Origin of the sequence: Kribbella ginsengisoli (assembly GCF_039537185.1) — a bacterium.
Lineage (GTDB): Bacteria > Actinomycetota > Actinomycetes > Propionibacteriales > Kribbellaceae > Kribbella > Kribbella koreensis.
The window spans coordinates 849,928-870,210 of sequence record NZ_BAABAA010000001.1 but is presented as its reverse complement, the minus strand read 5'-3'; the positions used below and the strand labels follow the sequence as shown (position 1 = coordinate 870,210).

General features: G+C 68.2%; 24 protein-coding genes. 16 read left to right on the top strand and 8 right to left on the bottom strand.

Features of this window, described 5'->3' with window-relative positions; all coding sequences use genetic code 11:
• Positions 1-11 precede the first annotated feature (11 nt).
• Positions 12-758 carry a sulfite exporter TauE/SafE family protein gene (locus tag ABD768_RS03810; protein WP_344837365.1) on the top strand — a complete coding sequence of 249 codons (747 nt, stop codon included), beginning with the start codon at positions 12-14 and terminating at the stop codon, positions 756-758.
• 159 nt (positions 759-917) lie between these two features.
• Here ABD768_RS03810 and ABD768_RS03805 read toward each other — a convergent pair whose 3' ends face one another.
• Positions 918-1,571 (bottom strand): TetR/AcrR family transcriptional regulator, encoded by a 654-nt coding sequence (locus ABD768_RS03805; RefSeq protein WP_343978558.1) that lies wholly within the window; start codon positions 1,569-1,571, stop codon positions 918-920.
• 85 nt (positions 1,572-1,656) lie between these two features.
• On the opposite strand from ABD768_RS03805, the gene ABD768_RS03800 reads away from it, so the two are divergent.
• Both ABD768_RS03800 and ABD768_RS03795 read left to right on the top strand, forming a co-directional pair.
• Positions 1,657-2,610, top strand: a complete 954-nt coding sequence (locus ABD768_RS03800; RefSeq protein ID WP_343978561.1) for a quinone oxidoreductase family protein — start codon at positions 1,657-1,659, stop codon at positions 2,608-2,610.
• A 19-nt stretch (positions 2,611-2,629) separates the two neighbouring features.
• On the top strand, positions 2,630-3,061 hold the full coding sequence (locus tag ABD768_RS03795; RefSeq protein ID WP_344837362.1) for an organic hydroperoxide resistance protein: 432 nt from the start codon (positions 2,630-2,632) through the stop codon (positions 3,059-3,061).
• Positions 3,062-3,096: 35 nt separating this feature from the next.
• Here the strand turns inward: ABD768_RS03795 and ABD768_RS03790 are convergent, their stop codons facing one another.
• The 3 genes from ABD768_RS03790 to ABD768_RS03780 all read right to left on the bottom strand — a co-directional run bounded on the left by ABD768_RS03790 (position 3,097) and on the right by ABD768_RS03780 (position 4,810).
• Positions 3,097-3,921, bottom strand: a complete 825-nt coding sequence (locus tag ABD768_RS03790; protein ID WP_343979492.1) for a helix-turn-helix domain-containing protein — start codon at positions 3,919-3,921, stop codon at positions 3,097-3,099.
• Between the two features lie 65 nt (positions 3,922-3,986).
• Positions 3,987-4,520 (bottom strand): YbaK/EbsC family protein, encoded by a 534-nt coding sequence (locus ABD768_RS03785; RefSeq protein WP_344837359.1) that lies wholly within the window; start codon positions 4,518-4,520, stop codon positions 3,987-3,989.
• Entirely contained in the window at positions 4,517-4,810 is a 294-nt protein-coding gene (locus tag ABD768_RS03780) for a GNAT family N-acetyltransferase (protein WP_343978570.1), read from the bottom strand. The genes ABD768_RS03785 and ABD768_RS03780 overlap by 4 nt, the downstream gene beginning before the upstream one ends.
• A gap of 118 nt (positions 4,811-4,928) precedes the next feature.
• Here ABD768_RS03780 and ABD768_RS03775 point away from each other — a divergent pair, with 118 nt between their 5' ends.
• Genes ABD768_RS03775 through ABD768_RS03765 form a run of 3 tightly spaced genes read left to right on the top strand, consistent with a single transcriptional unit; the run spans position 4,929 to position 8,605 of the window.
• Positions 4,929-6,521 carry an MFS transporter gene (locus ABD768_RS03775; RefSeq protein ID WP_343978573.1) on the top strand — a complete coding sequence of 531 codons (1,593 nt, stop codon included), beginning with the start codon at positions 4,929-4,931 and terminating at the stop codon, positions 6,519-6,521.
• Between the two features lie 32 nt (positions 6,522-6,553).
• Positions 6,554-8,026 (top strand): cobyric acid synthase, encoded by a 1,473-nt coding sequence (locus ABD768_RS03770; RefSeq protein WP_344837354.1) that lies wholly within the window; start codon positions 6,554-6,556, stop codon positions 8,024-8,026.
• 15 nt (positions 8,027-8,041) lie between these two features.
• Complete coding sequence (locus tag ABD768_RS03765) at positions 8,042-8,605, top strand: DinB family protein (protein ID WP_344837352.1); 564 nt, start codon at positions 8,042-8,044, stop codon at positions 8,603-8,605.
• Between the two features lie 7 nt (positions 8,606-8,612).
• Here the strand turns inward: ABD768_RS03765 and ABD768_RS03760 are convergent, their stop codons facing one another.
• Positions 8,613-9,299, bottom strand: coding sequence for an SDR family NAD(P)-dependent oxidoreductase (locus tag ABD768_RS03760; RefSeq protein ID WP_344837349.1), 687 nt, complete (start codon positions 9,297-9,299; stop codon positions 8,613-8,615).
• Positions 9,300-9,314: 15 nt separating this feature from the next.
• The gene (locus tag ABD768_RS03755) at positions 9,315-10,199 is read right to left on the bottom strand and encodes an NAD(P)H-binding protein (protein WP_344837346.1); all 885 of its coding nucleotides are present in this window, start codon (positions 10,197-10,199) and stop codon (positions 9,315-9,317) included.
• Positions 10,200-10,268: 69 nt separating this feature from the next.
• On the opposite strand from ABD768_RS03755, the gene ABD768_RS03750 reads away from it, so the two are divergent.
• The 10 genes from ABD768_RS03750 (at position 10,269) to ABD768_RS03705 (ending at position 18,225) form a co-directional block, all read left to right on the top strand.
• Positions 10,269-11,075, top strand: a complete 807-nt coding sequence (locus ABD768_RS03750; RefSeq protein WP_343978588.1) for a LysR family transcriptional regulator — start codon at positions 10,269-10,271, stop codon at positions 11,073-11,075.
• Between the two features lie 22 nt (positions 11,076-11,097).
• Positions 11,098-12,006, top strand: coding sequence for an RNA polymerase sigma-70 factor (locus ABD768_RS03745; protein WP_343978591.1), 909 nt, complete (start codon positions 11,098-11,100; stop codon positions 12,004-12,006).
• Between the two features lie 20 nt (positions 12,007-12,026).
• Complete coding sequence (locus ABD768_RS03740) at positions 12,027-12,782, top strand: SDR family oxidoreductase (RefSeq protein WP_344837343.1); 756 nt, start codon at positions 12,027-12,029, stop codon at positions 12,780-12,782.
• Positions 12,779-13,180, top strand: a complete 402-nt coding sequence (locus ABD768_RS03735; protein ID WP_344837341.1) for a hypothetical protein — start codon at positions 12,779-12,781, stop codon at positions 13,178-13,180. The genes ABD768_RS03740 and ABD768_RS03735 overlap by 4 nt, the downstream gene beginning before the upstream one ends.
• Positions 13,181-13,219: 39 nt before the next feature.
• On the top strand, positions 13,220-14,344 hold the full coding sequence (locus ABD768_RS03730; protein ID WP_344837339.1) for a CaiB/BaiF CoA transferase family protein: 1,125 nt from the start codon (positions 13,220-13,222) through the stop codon (positions 14,342-14,344).
• Positions 14,345-14,393: 49 nt separating this feature from the next.
• Positions 14,394-15,536, top strand: a complete 1,143-nt coding sequence (locus ABD768_RS03725) for an acyl-CoA dehydrogenase family protein (RefSeq protein ID WP_344837337.1) — start codon at positions 14,394-14,396, stop codon at positions 15,534-15,536.
• Between the two features lie 531 nt (positions 15,537-16,067).
• Entirely contained in the window at positions 16,068-16,664 is a 597-nt protein-coding gene (locus ABD768_RS03720) for a molybdopterin-dependent oxidoreductase (protein ID WP_343978606.1), read from the top strand.
• Positions 16,634-17,389, top strand: a complete 756-nt coding sequence (locus ABD768_RS03715) for a ferredoxin reductase (RefSeq protein ID WP_344837333.1) — start codon at positions 16,634-16,636, stop codon at positions 17,387-17,389. The genes ABD768_RS03720 and ABD768_RS03715 overlap by 31 nt, the downstream gene beginning before the upstream one ends.
• Positions 17,386-17,661 (top strand): DUF6510 family protein, encoded by a 276-nt coding sequence (locus tag ABD768_RS03710; RefSeq protein ID WP_344837330.1) that lies wholly within the window; start codon positions 17,386-17,388, stop codon positions 17,659-17,661. Before ABD768_RS03715 ends, ABD768_RS03710 begins: the two co-directional genes overlap by 4 nt.
• Positions 17,662-17,757: 96 nt before the next feature.
• The gene (locus ABD768_RS03705) at positions 17,758-18,225 is read left to right on the top strand and encodes a DUF6985 domain-containing protein (protein WP_344837327.1); all 468 of its coding nucleotides are present in this window, start codon (positions 17,758-17,760) and stop codon (positions 18,223-18,225) included.
• A gap of 56 nt (positions 18,226-18,281) precedes the next feature.
• On the opposite strand, the gene ABD768_RS03700 is transcribed toward ABD768_RS03705, so the two are convergent.
• Together ABD768_RS03700 and ABD768_RS03695 are read right to left on the bottom strand one after the other, a co-directional pair.
• On the bottom strand, positions 18,282-19,415 hold the full coding sequence (locus ABD768_RS03700; protein WP_344837324.1) for an alpha/beta hydrolase: 1,134 nt from the start codon (positions 19,413-19,415) through the stop codon (positions 18,282-18,284).
• 56 nt (positions 19,416-19,471) lie between these two features.
• Positions 19,472-20,224: a MerR family transcriptional regulator gene (locus ABD768_RS03695; protein WP_343978621.1), complete on the bottom strand. Its 753-nt coding sequence runs from the start codon at positions 20,222-20,224 to the stop codon at positions 19,472-19,474.
• Between the last annotated feature and the right edge of the window lie 59 nt (positions 20,225-20,283).

Sequence of the window (20,283 nt, the reverse complement as noted above, 5' to 3'; positions counted from 1 at the left end):
GTCTTGCGACGATGACATGGTTCGAGGCGCTGTTCGTCCTGGTGGCGGGTATGGGCGCGGGCACGATCAACGCGGTGGTGGGGTCCGGCACGTTGCTGACCTTCCCCACGTTGCTTGCTGTCGGCATCCCCCCGGTCCTGGCGAACGTCAGCAACAACATCGGCCTGTCACCCGGTACGGCGGCCGGCGCGATCGGCTACCGGCGTGAACTCGAAGGCCAGCGCGGCCGGCTCCTCCGCCTGATCCCCGCCTCGCTCCTCGGCGGCATCGTCGGCGCCGTCCTGCTGCTGAAACTCCCCGGCTCGGCCTTCAAAGCCGTCGTTCCCGGCCTGATCCTGCTCGGCTGCGTCCTGGTCGCCCTGCAACCGTGGCTGTCCAAGCGGATCAGCCTCCCCACCCACACCCACCGTGGCGCCTGGTGGGTGATCCCCGCTGTCTTCCTCACCGGCATCTACGGCGGGTACTTCGGCGCGGCCCAGGGCGTCCTCCTGATGGCGATCCTCGGCATCGGCATGGACGCGAACCTGCAACGGATGAACGGCCTGAAGAACGTGCTCGCCACGGTCGTCAACGGCATCGCCGCGATCCTGTTCATCATCGTCGCGGACGTCGACTGGCTCGCGGCCGCGCTGATCGCGGTCGGCTCCACCATCGGTGGTTTCGTCGGCGCCCGCTACGGCCGCAAGCTGCCGCCGACCGGCCTGCGCGTGCTCATCGTCGTGATCGGCATCGTCGCCATCGTCACGATGGTCTTCTGACCTGAGCGTCCTGAGCCGGAAGTTCGCGCACATCTCCGGCGCCCAGGCACGCACCTCGCGGCACTGGCGAAGCATCCACGATGCTCCGCATCGAGGACGCTCCTCCAGCACCGCGATGCACGCACCTGACCACCGGAGCTGTATGCGCGAACTTCCGGCTCAGGACGCTAGCCCGGCCAGCAACAGATCCAGCCCGTAGTCGAACTGCTCGTCGCCACCCGACGTCCGGGCGAGCTCCGGCGCGAGCTCGACGACGGTGGGGAACTCGTGGGCCGACAGCGACTCCATCGACGTCCGCAACCGGCGCCACGCATCCGGGTCGAGGCGCTCGGAGGCCATCTGGATCTCCCAGGTCGTTGCGCCGAGCACATAGGTGAACAGGGTCGTGTGCGTCCGGGCGGCGGCTTCGGGTTCGAGGCCGGCGGCCCGGAGTACGCCGAGCAGGCCTTCGGCCACCCGGGCGGTCTCCTTGCCGCTCAACGGGCGGCTCGCGAGTAGTTGCGCAAGGCAAGGGTGCTGCAGCATCAGGGCGCGCAGGCCGCGGCAGACGAAGCGGACCTGGTCGAGCCAGGGGAGGTCCTGCGGCACATCGGGCACCAGGGCCATCAGGTGGTCGCGGATCGCGTCGTACAGATCGTCCTTGTTACGGAAGTAGGTGTAGAGCGCCATCGGGCCGACACCCAACTCACCGGCCACGCCGCGCAGGCTGAAGGCGTGAAGACCCTTGGCCTCCATCAGGTCGAGCGCGGTCCGCACGATCAGCTCGGGGCTGAGCGTGTTCCGCGGCGTCCTGGCTCTGCTGCTGGCTGGCATCTGGCTGTCTCCCGGATCACAGTGCGGTTCTATAACGTACGGTGTATAGTACAGCGTAGAGGAAGCAACCGGAAGGAGCGCTACAGTGCGAGCGGTACAGATCAGCGAGTTCGGTGGACCAGAGGTTCTCGAGGTCGTGGACATCGCGGAGCCGGTGCCGGGTGACGGTCAGATCCTGATCACCGTGGACCGCGCGGGCGTGAACTACGCCGACACCCACCAGGTGGAGAACAGCTACCTGTCCAAGGCGAAGCTGCCGCTGACGCCGGGTGGCGAGGTCGTCGGTCACACCGAGGACGGCCGCCGGGTCGTCGCGCTGGTCGGCTCCGGCGGTTATGCGGAGAAGGCGGTCGGCTACGCGCAGGCCGCGTTCGACGTACCGGAAGGCGTCAGTGACGCCGATGCACTGGCGCTGATCGTGCAGGGCACGAGCGCTTGGCACCTGTTGAAGACTTCGACCCACATGCAGCCAGGGGAGTCCGTACTGATCCACGCCGGCGCTGGTGGAGTCGGCTCGCTGGCCATCCAGCTCGCCAAGCTGTGGGGCGCCGGACGCGTCATCGCTACCGCCTCCACCGAGGAGAAGCGCAAGCAGATCCTCGAGCTCGGTGCGGACGCCGCGATCGACGGTGAGCCCGAGGGCCTGAAGGACCGGATCATCGAGGCCAACGACGGCAAGCCCGTCGACATCGTGCTGGAGATGGTCGGCGGACCGACTCTCAACGAGTCCTTCGACGCGCTGGCGACCTTCGGCCGGCTCGTCACCTTTGGTGCGGCGTCGCGTCAGATGGCCGAGCCGATCGCGCCGGCCCGCTTGATGAAGGGCTCGAAGACCATCGCCGGCTTCTGGCTGGCCGACTGCTTCAAGACCCCGGCGCTGCTGGGCGACCCGCTCACCGAGCTGTTCGGGCTGGTCCAGGACGGCAAGCTGCGCTCGATCCTCGGCGGCGACTACGCCCTGTCCGAGATCGTCACCGCCCACGAAGACATGCGGGCCCGCCGGACCGTCGGCAAGCTCGTGCTCGACCCCACTCGCTGAAAACCAGGAGCTAGAAACCATGACCATTGCAGTAGAGAAGGTTCTGTACACCGCCCGCGCGACCGCAGAGGGTGGCCGGCAGGGTCACACCGCGAGCGACGACGGCAAGCTGGACGTCACCCTCGCGCCGCCGAAGGAGATGGGCGGCAGCGGTGACGGCACCAACCCGGAGCAGCTCTTCGCGGCCGGTTACGCGTCCTGCTTCCACAGCGCGATGAAGACGGTCGCCCGTAAGACCAAGCAGAACGTCGACGACTCGACCGTCACCGCGGCCGTCGGTATCGGCCCGATCAACGGCGGCGCCGGCTACGGCTTCGAGGTCGAGCTCGTCGTCTCCCTGCCGAACCTGGAGCGCGCCGAGGCCGAGGCGCTCGTCGCCCAGGCCCACCAGGTCTGCCCGTACTCCAACGCGACCCGCGGCAACATCAAGGTCGACCTCAGCGTCGCCTGAACCACCAACCAGTCACCGGCCGGTGCCGCCCAGGTTCAGCTCATCCGCTCGAGGGCTTCCGCGAGCAGGGCAGGGGTGGCACTGACCGGCGCCGCCGCGATCGTGAGTGCCTCCATGATCGCGGCGTACTCGTCCAGGTCCTCGAGCTTGTCGAGGTAGAGCGCGCTGGCCGCGTGCTCGATGTAGACGACGTCCGGCAGATCGCCCTCGGGGAACCGCAGGATGCTGAACGCGCCACCGGCGTCGGGATAGCCGACGCTGCTGAACGGCATGATCTGCAGGGTGATGTTCGGCTTCTGCGAGGCCTCGATCAGGTACTGGATCTGCTCGCGCATCGTGTCCCGCCCACCGACCGGCCGGTGCAGCGCCGCCTCGTCGAGCACGACCCACAAGCGGACCGGATCGGGCCGGGTGAGGATCTGCTGCCGGGTCACCCGCAGCGCCACCCGCTGGTTGATCTCCTCGGACGGCAGGTACGCCTTGCCGAGCTGGACGACGGCCCGGGCGTAGTCCTCGGTCTGCAGCAGCCCAGGTACGAAGAGCAGCTCGTACGTCCGGATCAGCTTGGCCGCGACCTCGAGCCCGACGTAGTTGCCGAACCAGCTCGGCATCACGTCGCCGTACCGCGACCACCAGCCGGGGTTGTTCGCGGCGCGGGCCAGCTCCATCAGCCGCTCGCGTTCCTGCGCGTCCTTCATCTCGTACAGGTCGAGCAGGTCGTTCACGTCGCGTTCTTTGAACCCGACCCGGCCGAGTTCCATCCGGCTGACCTTGGACTCCGAGGCGCGGATCTGCCAGCCCGCGTCGGCGCGGCTGATCCCCGCGGCCTCGCGCATCCGGCGCAGATGACCGCCGAGCATGATGCGGAGCGCGGTCGGCCCACCTTCACCACCCGCCACCGTCACCCCAGCATGCTAGCCGGAGTTCAGGCGGGAGTCGCGAGTTCGAGCACCGTGGCGCTCGGGAGCTTGGCCAGGTCCGCGCCGTCGACGAGCAGCTTCGAGCCACGGATCCCGCTGCCGATCACGACCAGCCCGGCCTGAGCCACTGCCTCGTCAACGAGCACCGGCCAAGCAGCCGGTACGCCGATCGGCGTGATGCCGCCGTACTCCATCCCGGTCGAGCCGACCGCGTCGTCCTGCGCCGCGAACGAGATCTTCCGGACGCCGAGGTGTTTGCGCACGATGCCGTTGACATCGGCCCGGCGGGTGGCCAGCACCATGACCGCGGCATAGGTCGACTCGCCGGCCCGCTTGCCGTGCACGATCACGCAGTTCGCCGACGCGGCCATCGGTACGTCGTACTCCGCGCAGAACGCGGCCGTGTCGGCCAGTGTCGGGTCGATCGCCACCGCCCACGCGGGCAGGTCACCGAGAGCAGCCCGCACGGGCTCGGCCAGCAACTCCGGTACTTCGGAGGCCGCCCGCCACTCCAGCTTGCCGAGAACGGGCGCGCTCACTCGGCGTCCACCAGGTCGGCGTACTCGGTGTGCTTCTTCAGGAAGTCCTGGTAGTACGGGCATGCCGGGCGGACCCGCAGCCCCGCGGCGCGGGCGTCGTCGAGCGACTTGGTCGCGATCTTGCCGGCTACTCCACGGCCCTGGTACTCGGGCAGCGTCTCCGCATGCCGGAAGGCGATCACCGAGCCGAACCGCTTGTAGTCGACGAACCCCATCAGGTTGCCGTCGGCATCGCGCGCCTCGTACCGGCTCGCGTCGGTGGCGTCCGTGATCGCGATCTCGTTCTCCATGCCAGCCACTGTATCCAGCCTCCCGAAGCTTGTGCCGTGCTGGTGGGTTTGGAGGGTGTGACTGCGGGGGTACGGGCTCTGACGGACTGTTCTGTGACGCCGGCCGGGAGGAGTGCGAATGAGCAGCGAGCATGCCTTGGACGAGGGCAAGGCGATACCGAGTCTGGTACCCGCCCGGATGGACCGATTGCCGTGGACCCGGTTCCACTGGATGATCGTCGTCGGTCTCGGCGTCTCCTGGATTCTGGACGGCCTGGAGATCCAGCTGGTCTCCCTGGTCGGCAACACCCTGAAAGAAGGTGCGACCCTCGGGCTCAGCACCAAAGAGGTCGGTCTGCTGGCCTCCATCTACCTCGCTGGTGAAGTGGTAGGTGCGCTCTTCTTCGGGCGGATGACCGACAAGTTCGGCCGCAAGAGCCTGTTCATCATCACCCTGGTGGTCTATCTGGTCGCCTCCGGCGCCGCGGGTCTGACCTGGGACTTCTGGTCGCTCGCGCTGTGCCGGTTCGTGGCCGGGATGGGCATCGGCGGTGAGTACGCCGCGATCAACTCGGCGATCGACGAGCTGATCCCGTCGAAGTACCGGGGCCGCGTCGACATCGGCGTCAACGGAACGTACTGGGCGGGTGCGCTGATCGGCTCCGCGGTCGGCCTGGTCTTCCTGGACAAGGACATCATCCCGGTCGAGTGGGGCTGGCGGCTGTGCTTCCTGGTCGGTCCGGTGATGGGCCTGATGATCATCTACCTGCGACGGCACATTCCGGAGAGCCCGCGCTGGCTGATGACGCACGGCCGGGTCGAGGAGGCCGAGCGGACCGTCGACTCGATCGAGGAGACGGTACGGCGGCAAGGCGGCGAGCTGCGCGCGGTGACCGACGACGAGGCGATCAACGTCGTCGACTACCCGCCGGTGACGTATCGCGAGATCGCCCGGATCATGTTGCGGGACTACCGGAGCAGATCGTTCCTCGGCTTCTCGATGATGGTCACCCAGGCCTTCCTCTACAACGCGATCTTCTTCACCTACGCACTGGTGCTGAAGTCGTACTTCGGGTTGTCCGACTCCGGCGTCGCCCTGTACTTCTTCCCGTTCGCGATCGGGAACCTGGCGGGTCCGTTGCTGCTCGGCCACTGGTTCGACACCATCGGCCGCCGCAAGATGATCCTGGCGACGTACTCGATCTCGGCCATCGTGCTGTTCGTCACCGCGCTGCTGTTCAACGCGGGTTCGCTGAACGCGGCCGGGCTGACCGCGCTGTGGTGCGTGGTGTTCTTCTTCGCCTCGGCGGGCGCGTCGTCGGCGTACCTGACGGTGAGCGAGATCTTCCCGATCGAGCTGCGTGGGCAGGCGATCTCGTTCTTCTTCGCGATCTCGCAGCTGACCGGTGGCGTGATCGCACCGTTCCTGTTCGCGTCGCTGATCGGTGAGGGCGACAACCCGCCGCGCGGGCCGCTGACGGTGGGCTACATCATCGGCGCGGCCGTCATGCTGATCGGTGGCCTGATCGCCTGGTTCTTCGGGGTCAACGCGGAAGGGCAGTCGCTGGAGAACATCGCCAAGCCACTGTCGGCCCGTGAGGCCGCGGGCGCGACGCGGTTCCAGGGGACGGCGCCGCGGTTGCCCAGTACGGATGCGCAGGGGCGGCGGATCACTCCGGTGGTACCGGAGTCCCAGCAACCGCCACCGCCTGACGACGTACAGGATCGTTAGTCGCGTAGTGCCGGCTACTAGGATCGACCCTCGTGGGTTCCCTTCTAGTAGCCGGTACTACGTCCGACGCGGGCAAGACGACCGTGGTGACCGGGCTCTGCCGTTGGTTGGCGCGCCAGGGGGTCCGTGTTGCGCCGTACAAGGCTCAGAACATGTCGAACAACTCCATGGTCTGCGCAGACGGTGCCGAGATCGGCCGTGCCCAGTGGATCCAGGCAGTGGCTGCCGGTGCCGAGCCCGAAGCGGCCATGAACCCAGTGCTGCTCAAGCCCGGCAGTGATCGGCGCAGCCACGTAGTACTGATGGGGGAGCCGTGGGGCGAGTTGACCGCTCGTGGGTTCCTCACGGAGCGGGCTGAGCTGGCAAAGGCAGCATTCGCGGCATATGACGACCTGGCCTCGCGCTACGACGTAGTGATCAGTGAGGGTGCCGGCAGCCCCACCGAGATCAACCTGCGCCAATCCGACTACGTCAACATGGGCCTCGCGCAACACACGAAGGCACCGGTAGTGGTTGTCGGCGACATCGACCGGGGCGGGGTGTTCGCATCGATGTTCGGCACCGTCGCGTTGCTCGACGCGGCCGACCAGCGACTGATCAGCGGCTTCGTGGTCAACAAGTTCCGCGGCGATGTGAGTCTGCTGCAGCCCGGGATCGACATGCTGAGCTCGGTGACCGGTCGGCCGACGTACGGCGTACTGCCCTGGCTCCCCGGTCTTTGGCTCGACTCCGAGGACGCGCTCGACGTTCCGGCCAGGCGGCTCTCCCAGGACTCGTCCGTGCTGACCATCGCCGTGGTGCGATTCCCGCGGATCAGCAACTTCACCGACCTCGACGCACTCGCTGTCGAACCGACCACGAGCGTCTTCTTCACCGCAAGCCCTGCGGAGGTCCGCGACGCCGACCTGGTCGTACTGCCCGGCTCGCGCGCAACCACCTCGGACCTGGCCTGGCTCCGCGAGACCGGCCTGGCCGACGCCGTCGCCTCGCGAGTGGCCGACGGCCGCCCGGTGCTGGGGATCTGCGGCGGCTACCAACTCCTCGGCGGCGAGATCTCGGACCCTCAGGGCGTCGAAGGTGGCGGCAACCACACCGGCCTCGGATTGTTGCCAGTAGCAACCACCTTCGCCGTCGAGAAGGTGCTCGCCCGTCCCGCGCCCACGGCCTACGAGATCCACCACGGCGTTGTCACCGTGACGGGCTCGGCGTCGGAGTTCCCCGGGGGCTGCCGATCGGGAGTCGTCTGGGGGACCATCTGGCACGGCCTGCTCGACGACGACACCGCCCGCCACGCCTTCCTGACCGAGATCGCCGCACTGACCGGCAAGCCCGCTCCCGACGGCTCCGTCTCGTTCGCCGCCCAGCGCGAAGCCCGCCTCGATCTGCTGGCCGACGCCATCGACGAGCACCTCGACACCGCAGCCCTGCTGGCCCTGATCGAATCCGGCACTCCCGCGGACCTCGAGTTCGTACCGCCGGGTGCTCCAAAACTGTCGGCGCCCTGATCTAGCGTCCTTCTCGTGGACCTCAAGAACGAGCTGCATCAGAAACTCCAGACCACCCGCGCCGTCCTGCTGGCCAAGCTGGAAGGCATCGGTGAGTACGACCGGCGCCGCCCGCTCGTCCCGTCCGGCACGAACCTGCTCGGCCTGGTGAAACACCTGGCCGGCCTGGAGTACACGTACCTGGGCGAAGCCCTCGGCCGCACCCCACCGGAGAAGCTGGCCTGGGTGGAGGACGGCACGATCTGGGACGGCGCCGACATGTGGGCGCTCCCGTCGGAGTCCAGCGACGATCTGATCGGCCTGTACCAACGCGCCTGCGCCTTCGCCGACGAGACGATCACCTCGCTCGGCCTCGACGCACCCGCCTCCGTCGCCCACTGGCCGGAGGGTGGCCGCGAGACCACCCTCGGCGTGCTGCTGATCCGGATGGTCGACGAGACCGCCCACCACGCGGGCCACGCCGACATCATCCGCGAACTCATCGACGGCACCGGCGGCCCCGACGCCGACATGCTCGACGAGGCCGGCTGGTCCGCCTACTTCGCCGAACTTCAACAGGCAGCCGAGACCTTCAAGTAGCGGGCATCTACCAGGGGACGGTCTCGCCTTGGTAGTCGAGGAACTGCAGGCCGGGCTTGCCGGACTGCGCGTTGATAGTGGCCGCGACGCCGGGGATGCTCTCCTCGATGGTGAGGAGGGCGCCGGGTCCGCCGAGGTCGGTCTTGACCCAGCCGGGGTTCATGAGCAGCAGGGTGTGGGCGGCATCGGCGTACCGGGCGGCGTAGCAGCGCATCAGCTGGTTGAGCGCCGATTTGCTGGCCCGGTAGGCGTCCTGGCCGCCGATCGTGTTCGAGGTGATGCTGCCTTGGCGCGATGACATGACGCCGATGGTTCCGGTTGGGGCGACGAGTGAGCGCAGGGACTCGATCACGCGCAACGGGCTGAGGGCGTTGGTCACCAGGACCTCGGTGAACATCTCCGTCGGTACGTCGGCGATCGGGAGGTTGCCTCGGGTGACGCCGGCGTTGACGAAGAGCAGGTCGAGTTCACGATCCGCGAGCCGGTCGCGTAGGGCAGCGGTCTGCTCGGGTGAGGTGATGTCGAGCGACTCGACGACGAGCCGGCCGTCGGAGGAGTCGGCCAACTCGTGCAGCTTGGTTCGTTCGGCGCCGCGGACGGTACCGATCACGTCCCAGCCCAGGCGCAGGTATTCGGCCGCCAGGGCGAGCCCGAGGGTGCGGGACGCGCCGACGATGAGGGCGGTTCTACTCACAGGTTCTCCAGAAGATCAGGCGTTGACGGCAGGCTTGAGCACGAGCTCGCACCACTGCCGGAAGGTGGTCGGCGTCGAGTTCTCCACGGTGCGGGCGACGCCGTCGTCCAGGCCGTTCTCCTTGGCGCGCATCATGTCGACCATGCCGCCGACGAAGGCGTCGCCGAGGCCGAAGCCGGTCAGCCGGGCGCCCAGGGTCTCGAGGGTCTCGCGCTCGTACCGGATCGGCCGGCCGAGTACGTCGGACATGATCCGGGCCATGTCGGCCGCGGAGATGTCCTCGGGCCCGAGCACCGGCACGCTGTCCACGCCGGTCCACGACCGGTCGAGCAGGAGGCGGGCCGCGACGGCAGCGATGTCCCCGGTGGAGGCGGACGGAGCCAGCCGGTCCGGAGCCACGGTGTCGGTGAAGACGCCGTGGTCCCGGATCGAGCTGACCTGACGCAACAGGTTGTCCATGAAGGACGGGTTGGCGAGTGCGCGGTACGCGACGCCGGTACCGCCGATGAGGTCGTCCATGGCCAGCGATGCCGTGACGAGTCCCGCGCTGCCGGCGACCGGCGTACCGCGACCGAGGGCGGAGACGCCGACGACGTGAGTGACGCCGGAGCTGGTGAACGCGTCCGCCGCGGCCCGGGTGAATCCGGAGAACGCCGCCTCCAGGCTGACCGCCTGACTGTTCGGCGGGACGATCCAGAAGACCGCGTCGGCGTCGGCGAAGGCCTTGCCGACGACCTCGGGATCGCCGTGCGATCCGGTCACGATGTCGACGCGGCCGCGGACTGCGTCGGGGAGTTTGGCGGGGTCGCGCACGATGACGCGCAGTTCCTCGTCGTGGCTGAGCAGGGTGGTCAGCAGCTGGCTGCCGATATCGCCGGTAGGCGTTGTGATGACGATCATGGGAACAACTCTGCGTGACCGTGAGCGAGGGGTCCAATACCTCTCCGTAACTATTGATACGGTTGAGGTATGGATCTGGACCTCCGCAAACTCCGGTACTTCGCGGCTGTCGCCGAGCATCAGCACTTCGGCCGGGCGGCCGAGGAGCTGTACATCGCCCAGCCCGTGCTCAGCCGGCAGATCCGCTCGCTGGAACGCGAACTCGGCTGCGACCTGTTCGTCCGGACGACCCGCAGCGTGCAGCTGACGCCGGCGGGGGAGGCGTTGCGGCAAGAGGCGCGCGGGGTGTTCGCGACCGTCGACTCCGCGGTGCGGCGGGTGCACGAGATCGATCGCGGGGTGCAGCGGATCGTGGTCGGCTTCGCGTCCGGACTGCATGTGTCCGAGGTGGTGCTCGCGTTCACGGCGAAGTACCCGGAGATCGAGGTCGACGTGCTCGGCCTGAACTGGTGGGAGCAGGACGCGCCGCTTCGGGACGGCCGGGCCGATGTCGGCTACCTGCGCGGCTCGTTCGACCGGACCGGGATGCACGTCGTCCCGATCGGCTTCGAGCACAGGGTCGCCTGCCTGCCGATCACCCATCGGCTGGCGGAGCGCGAGTCGCTGGTGCTGGCCGATCTCGACGGTGAGTCGGTGATGAACGCGCTGCCGCGCCGGATGGCCTCGCTGGAGGAGAAGTTCGAGGCGATCGCGTCCGGTCAGGGCATCGCGCTGGTGCCGGACACCGTGGCCAGGCTGTATCCGCGCTCCGACCTGGTCTACCTGCCGATCCTGGACAACGAGCCGGACGAGACCTGCCTGGTCGTCGCGACGAGTCGCCGTACCGACCGGGTGCTCGACTTCCTCGACCTGGCGACCACGGCTCTGCGGGCCTGAGGCCGCCTGCGAAGATGATCGGGTGGAGCAGCTGGAGGTCTTTCAGGAGCATCGCGGGCGGATGTTCGGGATCGCCTACCGGATGCTCGGCTCGGCGACCGAGGCCGACGAGGTCCTGCAGGACGCCTGGCTGCGCTGGCAGTCGGTCGACCACGAGACCGTCAAGGAGCCGGCCGCCTTTCTCGCGAAGACCGTCACGAACCTCTGCCTCAACCAGCTCACCTCGGCGCGGGCGCGGCGCGAGACGTACGTCGGCGAGTGGCTGCCCGAGCCCGTCCTGACCGGTGCCAGGCTCGATGACCTCGGCCCGCTCGACGAGGTCGCTCAGCGCGAGTCCGTTTCCTTTGCGCTGCTGACCGTGCTGGAGAAGCTCACTCCCGCGGAGCGGGCGGCATACGTGCTCCGCGAAGCCTTCGCCTACTCCCATCGCGAGGTCGCCGACCTGATCGGTACGACGGAAGCCAACGCCCGCCAACTGCATTCACGAGCGCGCAAGCGGGTCGCCGCCGACCAGGAACCGCAGGAGGTCGACACGGGCAAGTGGCGGGTGTTCGTCGAACGCTTCCTCGCGGCCGCCCAGCTCGGCGACATCGCCGGGCTCGAATCGCTGCTCGCCGCGGACGTGGTGTCGCGGGCCGACAGCGGCGGCAAGGCCAGGGCGGCTCGCCAGCCGGTCGTCGGTCGCTCGAACGTCGCGCGGTACCTGACCGGCGTACTGGAGAAGTTCGGGGCCGGGTTCACCACGCACTTCGCGCAGGCGAACGGAGAACCGGTGTTGCTCGTCGCCGACTCCGGAGCCGTCGCCGCGATCGTCTTCCTGACGATCGAGAACGGCGAACTGGCGAACCTCGACTTCGTGATGAATCCGGACAAGCTCGGCCATGTCGGGGAGCAGTTGTCACGAATCGGCGGGGTGCCCGGTCTGGGCTGATGACCGAAAGGACATCACCCATGCGAACCATCCTCGTCACCGGTGGCACCGGCACCCTGGGCCGCCCGGCGACCGCGAAGCTGCGCGCGGCCGGCCACGACGTCCGCGTCCTGAGCCGCCGGCGCGGTCCGGGCCTGACCACCGGCGATCTCACCACAGGCACCGGACTCCAAGAGGCGTTCAACGGCGTCGGCACCGTGCTCCACCTCGCCACCAGCCAAGGACGCGCTGACGTCGCGCAGGCGCAGAACCTGGTCGAGGCGCTGCGCCCGTCCGGCGTCGAGCACCTGATCGTCATCTCGATCGTCGGCGTCGACCGGATCCCGCTGCCGTACTACCGGTACAAGCTGGAGATGGAGCGCCTGGTCGAGCAGTCGGCGATCCCGTACTCGCTGCTGCGAGCCACCCAGTTCCACGACCTCGTCGACAGGGTGTTCAGCGCTCAGCGGTTCCTCCCGTTCCTGCTCGCACCGTCGATGCGACTCCAGCCGATCGCGGTCGAGGACGTCGCCACCCGCCTCGCCGAGCTGGCCGCCGCCCAACCGGCCGGTAGAGTCGCTGACATTGGGGGCCCGGAGCAACATTCCGTCCGCGACCTGGCGGCCTTCTGGAAGCAAGCAGCCGGGTCCCGTCGGCCGATAGTCCCGATCCGCCTGCCGGGCAAGGCGTTCCGGGCCTTCGCTGACGGCTTGGCGATGACCGGCGATACGAGGTACGGGCAGAAGACGTTCGCCGACTATCTCACCGACCGGTTCAAGGCCGGGGCGAAGGGATGAGCCGCGTGCTGCGGGCCGGGCTGGTCGTCCTTGCGCTGATTCAACTGGTGGTCGGGGGCTGGACCTTGTTCTTCCCGGCAAGCTTCTACAACGACGTGCCGACGGTCGACTGGACGCCGCCGTACAGCGAGCACCTCTTCCGCGACTTCGGCAGCACGACCATCGGGATCGGCATCGTGGTCGCGGCCGCCGCGATCTGGCTCGAGCGCCGGCTGGTACTCGTCGCGCTGATCGCCTATCTCTCGTACTCCGTCACGCACCTGGCCTTCCACGCCGACCACCTGAACGCGGACTCGCCGGGGTGGTCGGCGGTACTGCTCGCCTTCACGATCTTGTCGGTCCTGCTCCCGCTCGCGTTGGTCCCGGCCGCGCTGAGGAGGCCGCGCGTCGCAGGATGACTTGACCACTGTGACAGTACTACTGTCACAATGACTCGCATGGGTCCACTGAGCGGGGTGAAGGTCGTCGAGCTGGCCGGGATCGGGCCGGCGCCGTTCGCCTGCATGATGTTGGCCGAGCTCGGGGCGGAGGTGCTGCGGATCGAGCGACCGGGCGGCGGGCTCGCGATGGGGCCGCCCGAGTTCGAGTTGCTCAACCGTGGTCGGCGGAGTGTCGCGCTCGACCTGAAGAACCCGGCGGCGATCGAGACGGTGCTGCAGTTGGTTGCGCGTGCCGACGTACTGGTCGAAGGCTTCCGGCCTGGTGTGGCGGAGCGTCTTGGGCTAGGCCCGGACGCGTGCCACGAGGTCAACCCCAAGTTGGTCTACGGCCGGATGACCGGCTGGGGTCAGGACGGTCCGCTGGCTCAGTCGGCCGGGCACGACATCGACTATCTCGCTCTGTCCGGCGCGCTGTCCCTCATCGGCCGGGCGGGCGGCCCGCCGCAGGTCCCGGTGAACCTGCTCGGCGACTTCGCCGGCGGCTCGCTGTACCTCGTCATCGGCATCCTCGCTGCGGTGGTCGAGGCGCGGGGAAGCGGTCGCGGTCAGGTCGTCGACGCGGCGATCCTCGACGGCGCTGCACACCTCACCACGATCGTGCACGGCGCCTTGGCTGCCGGCAACTGGCAGTTGCAGCGCGGGACGAACCTGCTCGACACTGGAGCGCCGTTCTACGACGTGTACGAGACATCGGACGGCGAGTTCATGGCGGTCGGCGCGATCGAGCCGCAGTTCTACGACGAGCTGGTCCGCCTGCTCGGGGTACAAGCCCCAGATCGATACGACCAGGCGAACTGGCCGGAGCTCCACAAACTCCTCACCGAGACCTTCGCCCAGCGCACCCAGGCCGAGTGGACCGAGCTGTTCGACGGTACCGACGCCTGCGTCTCGCCGGTACTACGGCCGGCCGGCGACCACCCACACCTACTTGCCCGAGGCACCTTCGTCGACAACGAGGGCGTCCGGCAGCCCGCCCCCGCGCCACGCTTCTCCCGCACCCCGACCCAACTCGGCCGGCCTCCGGCGCGCCCTGGCCAGCACACCCGCGAGGCGTTGGCCGACTGGGGAGTGACCGACGTCGACTCCCTGCTCGACTCCGGCGCTGCCGTCCAAGCCGACTGACAACAGCAGCCGGCGCCCGTAGTACCGGATCACTTACAGGAGACCGCCCGTGGAACGTCACCTCTTCGATGCCGATCACGATGCCTTCCGCGAGACCGCGCGGGCGTTCTGCGAGAAGGAGATCACCCCGCACCACGACGGCTGGGAAGAGGCCGGCATCGTCCCGCGCGAGCTCTGGGCGGCGGCCGGCGACGCGGGCCTGCTCGGCTTCATGATGCCGGAGGAGTACGGCGGCGGTGGAGCACGCGACTTCCGCTTCAACACCGTGGTGATCGAAGAGGTGACCAAGGCGCGGGCGAGCGGCCCCGGCTTCACCATCCACGCCGACCTCGTCTCGTCGTACCTGCTGGACTACGCGACCGAGGAGCAGAAGGCGCGCTGGCTGCCCAAATTCTGCTCCGGCGAGCTGATCACGGCGATCGCGATGACCGAGCCGGGCGCCGGTAGCGACCTGCAAGGCATCACCACGACCGCCAAGCGTGATGGCGACGACTACATCCTCGACGGCCAGAAGACCTTCATCTCCAACGGCATCCTCGCCGACCTCGTCCTGGTCGTGGCCAAGACCGATCCGGCGGCCGGCTACCAGGGGATCTCGCTGCTCGTCGTCGAGCGGGGCATGCCCGGCTTCGAGCGCGGCCGCAACCTGGAGAAGATCGGCCTGAAGGCCCAGGACACCGCCGAACTCTTCTTCGACAACGTCCGCGTCCCGGCCACCAACCTGCTCGGCGAGGAGGGCAAGGGCTTCATCTACCTGATGGAGAAGCTGCCCCAGGAGCGCCTCACCATCGCCGTGGTCGCGGCCGCCGCCTGCGAGAGCATCCTCGAAACGACCCTCGCCTACGTGAAGGACCGCAAAGCCTTCGGGCGCCCGATCGGCTCCTTCCAGAACTCCCGTTTCGTGCTGGCCGAGCTGGCCACCGAAACCCAGATCGCCAGGGTCTTCGTCGACCGCTGCATCGAAGAGCTCAACGCCGGCACCCTGACGGTCTCCGACGCCGCGATGGCCAAGTGGTGGACGACCGAACTCCAGAAGAAGGTCGTCGACAAGTGCCTGCAACTCCACGGCGGCTACGGCTTCATGACCGAGTACCCCATCGCCAAGGCCTACCTCGACACCCGCATCCAGACCATCTACGGCGGCACCACCGAAATCATGAAGGAAATCATCGGCCGCACCATGGGCATCTGACGTTCGCGTGGGGTCGGGGCGGGTTTTATCCCTCAGCAGGGGTATTTGGCTCCCCGACCTCCAGAAAGATCCTCCCCAACTCCAGTCGAGGCGACGGCCGGCCCCGGATTTGGTTGCTGGGGGCAACGGATGGACCGCCATGCCTACCCAACCCACCAGGGCAACCGCTTACCCCGGCGCGTCGGGGCGGTCTGCGGGAGTTGTGCGTGCCCGGCGATCCGCGCGGTGACGGACCGGCGAAACTGGGCTCGTCCGGGCTGATCGGGGTCGGCTGGCGGGTGCTTGTGCCGCTGGCGTGATGCTTGACGTCGGCGGTCTGAAAACCTGCCAGCAGCCAGGCCGACGGGCTGCCCGGCCAGGCGAGCGAGGGGCCGGTCCGGTGGTGACCCACCCAACGGGGCTGGCCCCGGGCCTCAACATGGGTCGGTCGGGCGTTGGCGCTGACCCTGACGATTGTTGCCGTACTCCGGGACTCCGGGGGTGATTCGTGATTGACTGCCCGGAGTGGTTTCAGCTTGAAGGAGGTCACCGATGAGCACTGTGTCGCCGGGCTTCACCGGCCGACGGCGGGGTGGCAACGATCTGCCGCCGGGGCAGTACCTGACGCATGAGTTTCCGGTGCTGTCGGCGGGGCCGACGCCGCACATCCAGCCGGAGCACTGGGAGTTCACCGTCGCCAACGAGGCGGGTGAGCTGACCAAGTGGGACTGGAAGTCGTTCACCTCGCTGCCGAGCGAGACGATCACCAAGGATCTGCACTGCGTGACCAGGTGGTCCAAGCTGGGCACCGAGTGGCGGGGCGTCTCGCTCGACCTGCTCCTGGCCGACGTGGAGACCGCCGCTGACTTCGTGATGGTGCACAGCTACGGCGGGTACACGACCAACCTGCCGCTCGAGGACCTGCTCGACGGCCAGGCCTGGGTCGCCTACGAGTACGACGGTGAGCCGCTGCACCCCGAGCACGGCGGCCCGGCCCGGCTGCTGGTGCCGCACCTGTACCTGTGGAAGAGCGCCAAATGGGTGCGCGGCCTGATCCTGTCCGACACCGAGGATCTGGGCTTCTGGGAGACCGCCGGTTATCACGAGTACGGAGACCCATGGAAAGAACAGCGATACGCCGGCGACTGACCTGGCAGGTCGGCACCGTCACCGAGGTCCGGGAAGAGACGGCGACGGCCCGCACCATCGTGGTGGACGTACCGGACTGGCCGGGGCATCTGGCCGGGCAGCACCTGGACGTCCGGCTCACCGCGGAGGACGGCTACCGCGCCTCCCGGTCGTACTCGATCGCCTCGGCGTGGACCGGTACGACGATCGAGCTGACCGTCGAGCAGGTGCCCGACGGTGAGGTCTCGCCGTACCTGGTCGACGTGCTCAAGGTCGGCGACCCGCTCGAGGTCCGCGGCCCGGTCGGTGGGTGGTTCGTCTGGAAGCCCGAGCAAGAGGGCCCGATCCAGCTCATCGGCGGCGGCTCGGGCGTAGTACCGCTGATGGCGATGCTGCGCGCCCACGCGGCCGAAGAGAGCACCCGACCAGCGAGACTCCTGTACTCCGTACGCCGACCCGCGTCGGTCATCTACGTGCACGATCTGAAGGAGGTGGCGATGTCCGAGGACGTCGACATCACCTTCGCCTACACCCGCGAAGCGCCGCCGGGGGAGACCCGCCCGCCGGCCCGCGTCGACGCGGAACTGCTCAAGTCGGTCGCCTTCCCACCCGAAGAGCAACCGACCGTCTATGTCTGCGGTCCCACCCCGTTCGTCGAGGCGGTGGCCGACCTGCTCGTCGAGGCCGGCCACGACCCGGCCCGGGTGAGAACCGAACGCTTCGGACCGACAGGAGGACCGCGATGACCGCGGACGTTCCGACCTACCTCGATGGCAACGCCGCAGCAGGAACGCTGCGCGAACTCTTCGCCGTCGACATCACCGCCGCCATCGGCCAGTGCGCCGGCTGCGGCCGTACCGGCGTCTTCGCCGAGACCCACGTCTTCATGGACGCCCCAGGCCTGGTCGCCCGCTGCTCCGGGTGCGACGACGTCCTACTCCGGGTAGTCGCCACCCCCACCGACACGTACCTCGACCTCCGAGGCCTCACCTACCTCCGCTTCTCGAACCAGACCTGACCCCGGACCGGCCGCAGGGCCGGATTGCAGCAAGTGACATTGCACGCAGACCGAATCGGCGCGGTTGTGGGCTTTTTTGCTTCTAGCATCCGGCGCATGGAGATTCCTGGGCTTGGGCCGGTCGTGGAAGATGAGGCCTTCGAGGGGTACCGGAGCAAAGCCGTTCCGGTCGCGGTGCTCGGTGGGGTGGGGTGCGAGTTCCTCGTGCAGGGGTACGAGGAGCCGGACGACCATGAGGATTTCCAGCTCGCGATCGGCAGATTCCTCGCCCTCGGGCCGGAGGCGCTCACCGACGCGCGGCAGGCGATCTACGGGTACTACCTCAAGGTGCGCGGCGAGCTCGGCGACGAGTTGGAGGTCCGGATCGACGGGCCGGAGGACGTGCTCGAGTACGTCGAGCTGGGGAACGAGCCCGAGGTGTTCCGCAACGACGACGGGGACGGGCGGGTCTACGTGTCGCTGGAGTGCGAGTGCGACTGGGAGCCCGAGCACGGCCTGCAACTCGTCTTCCGCGACGGCGCCGTCCTCACCAAAGCGGGCCGGTACGACGGTGAGGTCGACTGAAACAGCACCGACCGGTCCGGTCCACCCGGGCATGGGCGGACCGGACCGGCGGCGTATCACGGGAGGTCTACGTGGACGTCGATCGTCGAGAAGGCCCCCAAGGGTTTGATGCTTCCGTTGAGGATTGAGTTGCTGCGGGTGTCACCCAAGAGATAGCGACGGAAGAAGGCGGACAGGTACGTCGTCGACACCAGCCGCTGCTGCGTCTCGGTCAACTGCTTGTCGGAGCGCTGGTGGTCGTCATCGGCCAGGCAGTGACCCGGCGACGGCCGGGGCGGATCCAGTTCGGCGTCGTCGTACGCGCCGACCTGACCACTCGAAGGCGACCACTGGGTGTTGTAGAAGTCGTGGTTCGCGCCGTGCACGTAGTACTCGTAGTACGGCGCCTTGTTGTGCGCGCCGAGATAGGCGAGATGCCCGTCGACGGCACGGTCGCAGCTCCCGACGAACGACGCGACGGGGATGTCGGTGATCCGGTAGTTGTCGTACTCCGCGTTGTCCGGGTTGTCGTCCGGCGCATACGGCTCGGCGGCAGCGAGCGGTACGACCGCCTTGATCCGCACGCCGGCCGGCCAGTTCTTCTGGTTCACGTCAGCCGCCTCGAGCAAGGTCCCGCGCCCACCCCGGGAGTGACCCATCAGCCCGACGTCGGCCAGGTCGGCATGCCCGCGGAAGTCGATCGCCTTGCCGTGATCCTTGAGCTTGCCGGCCAGCGGACCTGTCCCACGAGCGGACAGCTGCTGCCACATCGCCAGGTGCTGGTTGATCAGCGACGCGCGGGCCGCGTCCTGCTCCTCGCCCATCAGATCGATCGTGCTGTTCGCGTCGATCGAGATCACGATCATGCCCTGCGTCGCGAGCGCCTGGCCGAGGTAGTCGTAGCCGCTGTAGCTGGGGATCTCCGGAGTACCGGCCGGGCAAGGCCAGGCGGACAGCTTCTCGTAGTCCTGGTCCTCCCACGCCTGCTTGTCCGCGCAGGTGATCCAGAGACCGTGCGACATCAGCACGACCGGATACTTGTGACCGTCGAGGTCCTTCGGATAGTGCACGACGGCGGTCAGATCACGGCCGGCGCTGTACGTGGCCGAGCCGACCGGATGGAGTGTGGAAGCTTGGGCGGTGGTTGCCGTCGGCACCAATGTCGCGCCCGACAGGGCGAGCGTGGCGACGACGGTCAGCAGTCTCCTCATACAGCTCGCACGCGCATCCCTGACAACCGGTTGTCAGCCGGAATGTCAGGGTCTTGTCAGCGTCGCGGAGGCTTGGCCCGGGAGCGGCGGATCGTGTCGCGCTGCGTCTCGCCGACGGCCCGCTCGTACGCGATCACCAGGCCCTGGATGGTGACCGGCTTGAACCGCTCGACCAGCTGCTGGATGTGCTCCGGCGGGCCGCCCGAGTCGCGGTAGTGCGGCCAGACCTTGGTCCGGAACACCTCGGTCAGCTCCTCGGCCAGCGCCCGCCCGTGCTCGCTGAAGATCCGCCCGACATCGAGCACCGCGTCGACCGGCAGATCCAGTTCGAGCAGCTCCACGCCGAGGCTGAGGTGCGCCGTCGCGACCTGGAAGACGTCCTCGTCCGGGGTCGGTTCGACCACGCCGAGCGCGATCAGCATCTCGATCTCGTCGTCGGTCAGTTCACGACCGGTACGCCGTACCAGCGCCGCCCGGTCGAGCGTCTCGGGCAGGTCCCGCATCCACGGGGTGAGCAGCGTCCGGTGCAGCGCGATGTCCTGCGGGGTCGCGTCGGCCGGGATCCGATCCAGGTAGCCCTCGATCGCCGACAGGTTGAACCCGTGCGCCTGCAGCTCGCGGACCAGGTCGAGCCGGGCGATGTGCTCGGGACCGTAGTACCCGACGCGTCCCCGGCGTACCGGCGGTGGAATCAGGCCGCGGCCCGCGTAGAAGCGCAACGTGCGCACGGTCATCCCGACCCGGGCGGACAGCTCGTCGACCGTGAGGGTCGCATCGTCCGCGGTTGCTTGTGGCCTCGCATCTGGCATGGCCGAGATCATAACGACCCCCTCTTGACGACCATGACACCAGAACTGTCACAATCAGC